The 7,184-nt window shown below is 60.4% G+C and carries 9 protein-coding genes; all 9 read right to left on the minus strand.

Going from position 1 to position 7,184, the window contains the following annotated elements; genetic code table 11:
• The coding region (gene tolA / locus GIW04_RS25835) for a cell envelope integrity protein TolA (RefSeq protein WP_236479326.1) at positions 1–401 on the minus strand (401 nt) is incomplete at its 3' end.
• Positions 401–853, minus strand: a complete 453-nt coding sequence (gene tolR / locus GIW04_RS25840; protein ID WP_161793227.1) for a protein TolR — start codon at positions 851–853, stop codon at positions 401–403. The genes tolA and tolR, both read right to left, overlap by 1 nt.
• Positions 854–875: 22 nt before the next feature.
• Positions 876–1,571 carry a protein TolQ gene (gene tolQ / locus GIW04_RS25845; protein WP_003193865.1) on the minus strand — a complete coding sequence of 232 codons (696 nt, stop codon included), beginning with the start codon at positions 1,569–1,571 and terminating at the stop codon, positions 876–878.
• A gap of 1 nt (position 1,572) precedes the next feature.
• Positions 1,573–2,028 (minus strand): tol-pal system-associated acyl-CoA thioesterase, encoded by a 456-nt coding sequence (ybgC, locus tag GIW04_RS25850; protein ID WP_003193866.1) that lies wholly within the window; start codon positions 2,026–2,028, stop codon positions 1,573–1,575.
• 238 nt (positions 2,029–2,266) lie between these two features.
• Positions 2,267–3,325 (minus strand): Holliday junction branch migration DNA helicase RuvB, encoded by a 1,059-nt coding sequence (ruvB, locus tag GIW04_RS25855; RefSeq protein ID WP_003193867.1) that lies wholly within the window; start codon positions 3,323–3,325, stop codon positions 2,267–2,269.
• Positions 3,326–3,937, minus strand: coding sequence for a Holliday junction branch migration protein RuvA (gene ruvA / locus GIW04_RS25860; protein WP_003193868.1), 612 nt, complete (start codon positions 3,935–3,937; stop codon positions 3,326–3,328).
• Positions 3,938–4,007: 70 nt separating this feature from the next.
• The gene (gene ruvC / locus GIW04_RS25865) at positions 4,008–4,532 is read right to left on the minus strand and encodes a crossover junction endodeoxyribonuclease RuvC (protein WP_003193869.1); all 525 of its coding nucleotides are present in this window, start codon (positions 4,530–4,532) and stop codon (positions 4,008–4,010) included.
• A gap of 171 nt (positions 4,533–4,703) precedes the next feature.
• The gene (locus tag GIW04_RS25870) at positions 4,704–5,450 is read right to left on the minus strand and encodes a YebC/PmpR family DNA-binding transcriptional regulator (RefSeq protein WP_003193870.1); all 747 of its coding nucleotides are present in this window, start codon (positions 5,448–5,450) and stop codon (positions 4,704–4,706) included.
• A 135-nt stretch (positions 5,451–5,585) separates the two neighbouring features.
• The coding region (gene aspS / locus GIW04_RS25875) for an aspartate--tRNA ligase (protein WP_236479327.1) at positions 5,586–7,184 on the minus strand (1,599 nt) is incomplete at its 5' end.

Here is a 7,184-nt window from a genome sequence, read left to right on the forward strand (position 1 = left end):
TTCTTGGCTTCATCATCCTTTTTCGCCTCGTCGGCCTTCTTGGCTTCGTCAGCCTTTTTCGATTCCTCGGCCTTTTGAGCCGCCTCTTCTTTCTTTTGTTCCGCAGCAGCCTTCACCGCTTCCTGCTCGACCTTCTTCTGTTCCATCTGCTCGACTTCAGTCTGGCGCGCGGCCGACTTCTGGGCCTCACCCGCAATCTTCTGATTGGTCTGGGTGGTGGCCTGGCTTTTCGATTTCAGCTGATACAGGGTCGCCTGCACGATCGGCTTGGCTGGCGGCAGGTCCGGGGTCATGGCAAAGCTGACGAACAGCATGCCGAACACCAGGACGTGCAGGGCAATTGCCCACACGCCAGGCCAGAAGTAGCTTTCCGAGGCGGACGGCTCTCGCTGTTGCTGCATCAGGGCGCCTCGGTAATCAAGCCAACGTTACCGACGCCGGCCTTCTGCAGCCCGCCCATGGCGCCCATGACGGAGCCGTAGTCGACCGATTTGTCACCCCGGATAAACACCTGGGTGTGCTTGCCGCCTTCGTTGCCGGAGCGAATGATCTTGGTCACCGCATCGGTCATTGCAGGCAAGGTCAGGGCCTTGTCCTGCTGCTTTTGCGTGTCGACTTCGCTGCCAAGGTTCCAGTAATAGGTCTTGTCAGCCTTGATCGAAATGGTCAGGACCTGAGTGTTGTTGTCCTGCGGCAAGGCTTCACTGGAAACCTTGGGCAGATCAACCTTCACGCCCTGGTTGAGCATCGGCGCGGTCACCATGAAGATCACCAGCAGTACCAGCATCACGTCGATGTAGGGCACTACGTTCATCTCGGCGACCGGCTTGCGCTTTTTGCGAGCTCGAGCGATTAAAGCCATTGGAATTACCTGCTTATTCTTCGCTGGTGTGCACTTTACGGTGCAGGATCGCCTGGAATTCATCGGCGAAGGTGTAGTAACGGCCGATCAAGGTTTCGCTGGTGGCGGCAAAACGGTTGTAGGCGATTACTGCGGGGATAGCGGCGAACAGGCCGATCGCGGTGGCGATCAGGGCTTCGGCAATACCCGGGGCCACGGTGGCCAGTGTGGCTTGCTGCGCCTGGGCCAGTCCGCGGAAGGAGTTCATGATGCCCCATACGGTACCGAACAGGCCGATGTATGGGCTCACGGAACCCACGGTGGCGAGGAACGGCAGGCCCTGCTCAAGTTTCTCTTCTTCGCGGGAGATGGCAACGCGCATGGCACGGGCCACGCCTTCCATCACCGCTTCCGGGTCTACACCAGGCTGCTGGCGCAGACGGGAGAATTCCTTGAAGCCGGCACGGAAGATCTGCTCGACGCCCGAGTCCGGGTCCGGGTTGCTGCCGGCCTGGCGGTACAGCTTGGACAGGTCGATACCCGACCAGAAGCGCTCTTCAAAGCTCTCCAAGGCACGTCGACCGGCACGCAGCATGTTGCTGCGCTGAAAAATCATGACCCAAGAGGTAACCGATGCGGCTACCAGGGTCAGCATGACCAGTTGAACCACGACACTGGCATTGCTGACCAGGCTCCACATGGAGGAATGGTCGACGACGGTAGGTTCCACGCTAAATCTCCTGCTTTGATTGTTGACCCGCGCCGCTCACGGCGGCAAAGGCCGCGCGTAGAGTTTCGGGAATGGCCCGAGGTTTCAAGCTGTTGGTGCGCACACACGCCACCAGGAACTGCCCTTCACAGAGCAGCGTTGCATCCGTGGCCCGCCTGACCTGCTGTTTGAAACGCAGGCTGGCACGGTTCAATTCGATGACTTCGGCACTGACCAGCAATTCGTCGTCCAGTCGCGCCGGTGCGTGGTAACGCGCCTCGCTGGAATGCACGACGAATAACAGGTCCTCGCCTACAAGCTCGGACTGGGCAAAACCCAACTCCCGCAGCCGCTCGGTTCGAGCCCGTTCCATGAATTTCAGGTAATTGACGTAATAAACGATGCCGCCGGCATCGGTGTCCTCGTAATAAACGCGACAGCGATGTGCGAACGACTGATCCCCGTTTTGCGCGCGCATACTCTAGTGCTTACTCCTCATGTTGCCAATTGGCTGGGCAACTGTTTTTTCATTCCTGAACGCTTTCAAATGACGACGCCAGACACTGGGACAGCACAAAGCTCGGATAAATCATCCCACATGGCAAATACCCCGTAGGAGCGAGCTTGCTCGCGAAGAACCTGAGCCCGCCGCGTATAACCAGCCATACCGCGTTATCGTTGGCGTTTTTCGCGAGCAAGCTCGCTCCTGCAATTTTTTAATCGTCTACTGCATCGAGGAATTCGTCTACCACGGGCATCTCTCCCAATCGTGACGGAATGTTTAGCCCAAAGTGCAGGTAAGCATGGCGTGTCACCACCCTGCCCCGCGGGGTTCGCATGATGTAGCCCTGCTGGATCAGGTACGGCTCCAGCACATCCTCAATGGTATGGCGCTCTTCACTGATGGCCGCGGCCAGGCTGTCCACGCCGACCGGGCCACCGTCGAATTTCTCGATCATGGTCAAAAGTAGGCGTCGATCCTGGTGATCGAAGCCATGCTCGTCCACATCCAACAGGTTCAACGCCAGGTCCGCCACCGCCTTGGTGATGTGGCCCTTGGCACGCACCTCGGCAAAATCGCGCACGCGGCGCAGCAGACGGTTGGCGATTCGCGGCGTGCCACGAGCGCGCCGGGCGATTTCAAAGGCGCCTTCCGGGTCCAGAGGCAAGCCAAGGATACTCGCCGAACGGCTGACAATGGTCGCCAGATCAGCGGTGCTATAGAACTCCAGACGTTGAACAATGCCGAAACGGTCTCGCAGCGGGTTGGTCAGCATACCCGCACGCGTGGTCGCGCCCACCAGGGTGAAAGGTGGCAGGTCGAGCTTGATCGAACGGGCTGCCGGGCCTTCGCCGATCATGATGTCGAGCTGGAAGTCTTCCATCGCCGGGTACAGCACTTCTTCGACAATCGGTGATAACCGATGGATCTCGTCGATAAACAGCACGTCATGGGGTTCAAGATTGGTCAGCAGCGCTGCCAGGTCGCCCGGCCGCTCCAGCACCGGGCCGGAGGTGGACTTGATCGACACGCCCATTTCCTGGGCGATGATATTGGCCAGGGTGGTCTTGCCCAACCCCGGCGGGCCGAAGATCAGGGTGTGGTCCAGGGACTCACTGCGCCCGCGCGCGGCCTGGATAAACAGCTCCATCTGCTCGCGCACGGTAGGCTGGCCGATGTATTCGGCCAGGCTCAGGGGGCGGATGGCCCGGTCCTGGACTTCTTCACGGTCACGCGGGCCGGTGGCCGCGATCAGACGATCGGCTTCAATCACTTAAATCATTCCCTTCAGGGCACGGCGAATCATGTCTTCAGCGCTCAGGTTCTTGTCCTTGATGGCCGATACGGCCTTGCTGGCCTCCTGGGGCTTGTAGCCCAGGGAGATCAGCGCATTGACCGCATCGCTTTCCGCGCTGGCGACTTGGGCCGCTGGCATATCCGGCTGGTTCGGTACCAGGGCGAACATGCTCGGCACCACTTCCCAGGCTTTGAAGCGGTCTTTGAGTTCCACCAACAAGCGCTCGGCGGTTTTCTTGCCGACCCCCGGCACCTTGGTCAGAGCCGAGGTGTCTTGGGCGGACACGGCACGCACCAACTCATCCACTTCCAGGCTCGACATCAAGGCCAGGGCCAGTTTGGGCCCCACGCCATTGAGACGAATCAGCTCGCGGAAGAAATCGCGGTCGCGCTTGCCGATGAAACCATAGAGCAGTTGCGCGTCTTCGCGCACCACTAAATGAGTGTGCAAGGTTATCGGCTCGCCGACGGACGGCAGGCGATACAAGGTGGTCATGGGCACTTCCAGCTCATAACCCAACCCATTCACATCCAGAATCAGGTGCGGCGGCTGTTTCTCAGCCAGGGTGCCGCGCAAGCGTCCAATCACGGTTCAGATCCTTAAAGCTTGGGGGTCAGTTCAAGGCCTGACCGCAAAAATAACGATTGCGCTGATGCTATCAGAGACGCAGGCGCCCGCCACGACTACGTGCTGTGCCCAAGCCGTGAGGCAACAGGCTGGAGCGGGTATGGGCATGGCAAATGGCGATGGCCAGGGCGTCCGAGGCGTCGATCTGCGGCTTGGAAGTGAGCTTGAGCATGTGCATGACCATCATCTGCACCTGCTCCTTGTTGGCGCCACCGGTGCCGACCACGGCCTGCTTGACCTGGGTCGCGGTGTATTCAGCGATTTCCATGCCCTCCTCGGCACCCGCCACGATGGCGGCGCCACGGGCTTGGCCGAGCTTCAACGCCGAGTCGGCATTCTTGGCCATGAACACTTTTTCAATGCCCATGGTGACCGGGCCGTAGGTCTGGATGACTTCACGCACGCCGCGATAAACGATCTGCAGCCGTTCGGCCAGCTCGCCGGCACCGGTGCGGATGCAACCCGAGGCGACGTACACGCAGCCGCGCGGGGTCTGCTGCACCACGCCAAAACCGGTGATGCGCGAACCGGGGTCGATACCTAGGATTAAAGTCATAACGCCTGCGGGTTGGATTTACAACGGTATGTGCCAGGCACACATTTGTGTAACAGCATAGAACCCCTGTGGGAGCTGGCTTGCCTGCGATGCGGGCACCTCGGTGCGTCTGTCAAATCGAGGTGATGCTATCGCAGGCAAGCCAGCTCCCACAGTGGATATTCATCGTTCTTAAGTGAGCTGTTCGGCCACAGACTCAGGAATGTCGGCATTCGAGTACACATTCTGCACATCATCCAGGTCTTCAAGCATGTCCAGCAGCTTCAGCACCTTTTGCGCACCGTCCAGGTCCAGTTCGGCACTGGTGGTCGGCAGCATCACGATTTCCGCGTCGGTGCCGTTGAAACCAGCGGCTTCCAGGGCGTTACGCACGGCGTAGAAGCTGGCGAACGAGGTAAACACGTCGATGGAGCCGTCTTCGTTGGTCACGACGTCATCGGCATCCGCTTCCATCGCAGCTTCCATCAGCGCGTCTTCATCTGTGCCCGGTGCGAAGGTGATCTGCCCTTTGCGCTCGAACAGGTAGGCCACCGAACCATCCGTGCCGAGATTACCACCGCACTTGCTGAACGCATGACGTACGGCTGCCGCTGTACGGTTGCGGTTGTCGGTCATGCATTCGACCATCACCGCCACGCCGCCCGGGCCATAGCCTTCGTAGGTCAGCTCGACCATGTCGTCGGTATCGGCCGCACCGGCACCACGGGCCACGGCGCGGTCAATGATGTCGCGGCTCATGTTCGCGCCCAACGCCTTGTCCAGCGCGAGGCGCAGACGCGGGTTGGAGCCCGGATCACCGCCACCCTGGCGGGCCGCGACAGTCAGTTCGCGAATCCACTTGGTGAAGATCTTGCCTTTCTTGGCATCCTGACGCTCTTTGCGGTGCTTGATGTTCGCCCACTTGGAATGGCCAGCCATAACACAACTCCGAATTCTCTAGAAACCTTATCAATCCCGCCCCAGGCGAGATTTCCCTCTTTTAAACGCAAAGGCGCATCCGAAGATGCGCCTTTTTGACTGCCTACCACTTTATCGCGCTTTCACGCAGCAGCCTTACTCAGCCTTCGGCGTCTCGCGCAGGCGGATGTGCAACTCGCGCAAGGCCTTGGCATCCACCACACCCGGCGCCTGGGTCATGACGTCCGCAGCGCTCTGGGTTTTCGGGAAGGCGATCACTTCACGGATCGACTGGGCGCCGGTCATCAGCATCACCAGACGGTCCAGGCCGAACGCCAGGCCACCGTGCGGCGGCGCGCCGTATTTCAGGGCGTCGAGCAGGAAGCCGAATTTCTCTTCCTGTTCCGCTTCGTTGATGCCCAGCAGGCGGAAGACCGCTTGTTGCATCTCTTTGCGGTGGATACGGATCGAGCCGCCACCCAGTTCAGTACCGTTGAGCACCATGTCGTAGGCACGGGACAGCGCGCCGGCCGGGTTGGCTTCCAGCTCCTGCGGGGAGCACTTCGGCGCGGTGAACGGGTGGTGCAAGGCGCTAAAGCTGCCGTCGTCGTTCTCTTCGAACATCGGGAAGTCCACAACCCACATCGGCGCCCATTCGCAGGTCAGCAGGTTCAGGTCGTGACCCAGCTTGATACGCAGCGCGCCCAGGGCTTCGCTGACGATCTTGGCCTTGTCGGCGCCGAAGAACACGATGTCGCCGTCAACCGCACCGACGCGATCAAGGATCGTGTTCAGGTTGGCCTCAGGGATGTTTTTCACGATCGGCGATTGCAGGCCATCGACGCCGTTGGCGCGCTCGTTGACCTTGATGTACGCCAGGCCCTTGGCACCGTAGATGCCGACGAACTTGGTGTAGTCGTCGATCTGCTTGCGCGGCATGCTCGCGCCGCCAGGCACGCGCAGGGCGGCGATGCGGCATTTAGGGTCGTTGGCCGGGCCGCTGAACACCTTGAAGTCGACGTCCTTGAGCTGGTCGGCCACGTCCACCAGTTCCAGCGGGTTACGCAGGTCTGGCTTGTCGGAACCGTAGCGGCGCATGGCTTCTTCGAAGGTCATGTGCGGGAATTCGCCGAACTCCAGGCCCAGCACTTCCTTGAACAGGTTGCGGATCATCTGCTCGGTCAGGCCCATGATCTCTGTTTCATCGAGGAAGCTGGTCTCGATGTCGATCTGGGTGAATTCCGGCTGGCGGTCAGCGCGCAGGTCTTCGTCACGGAAGCACTTGGCGATCTGGTAGTAACGGTCGAAGCCGGCCACCATCAGCAGTTGCTTGAACAACTGCGGCGATTGCGGCAGGGCGAAGAAGCTGCCGGCGTGGGTGCGGCTCGGTACCAGGTAGTCACGCGCGCCTTCCGGGGTGGCCCGGGTGAGGATCGGCGTTTCGACGTCCAGGAAGCCGTTTTCGTCGAGGAAGCGGCGGATGCTGGTGGTCATGCGCGAACGCAGGCGCAGCTTCTCGGCCATTTCCGGACGACGCAGGTCCAGGAAGCGGTAGCGCAGGCGGGTTTCTTCGCCTACGTCGGAGTATTCGTTAAGTGGGAACGGCGGGGTTTCCGACTCATTCAGCACTTCCAGCTCGTAGCCCAGCACTTCGATGCCGCCGGACGCCATGTTCTTGTTCACAGCACCGGCCGGACGCAGGCGTACCTTGCCGGTGATTTTCACCACGTACTCGCTGCGCACGCGGTCGGCGGC

Origin of the sequence: Pseudomonas sp. PA-4-8C (assembly GCF_021606625.1) — a bacterium.
GTDB classification, from domain to species: Bacteria; Pseudomonadota; Gammaproteobacteria; order Pseudomonadales; family Pseudomonadaceae; genus Aquipseudomonas; species Aquipseudomonas lactis.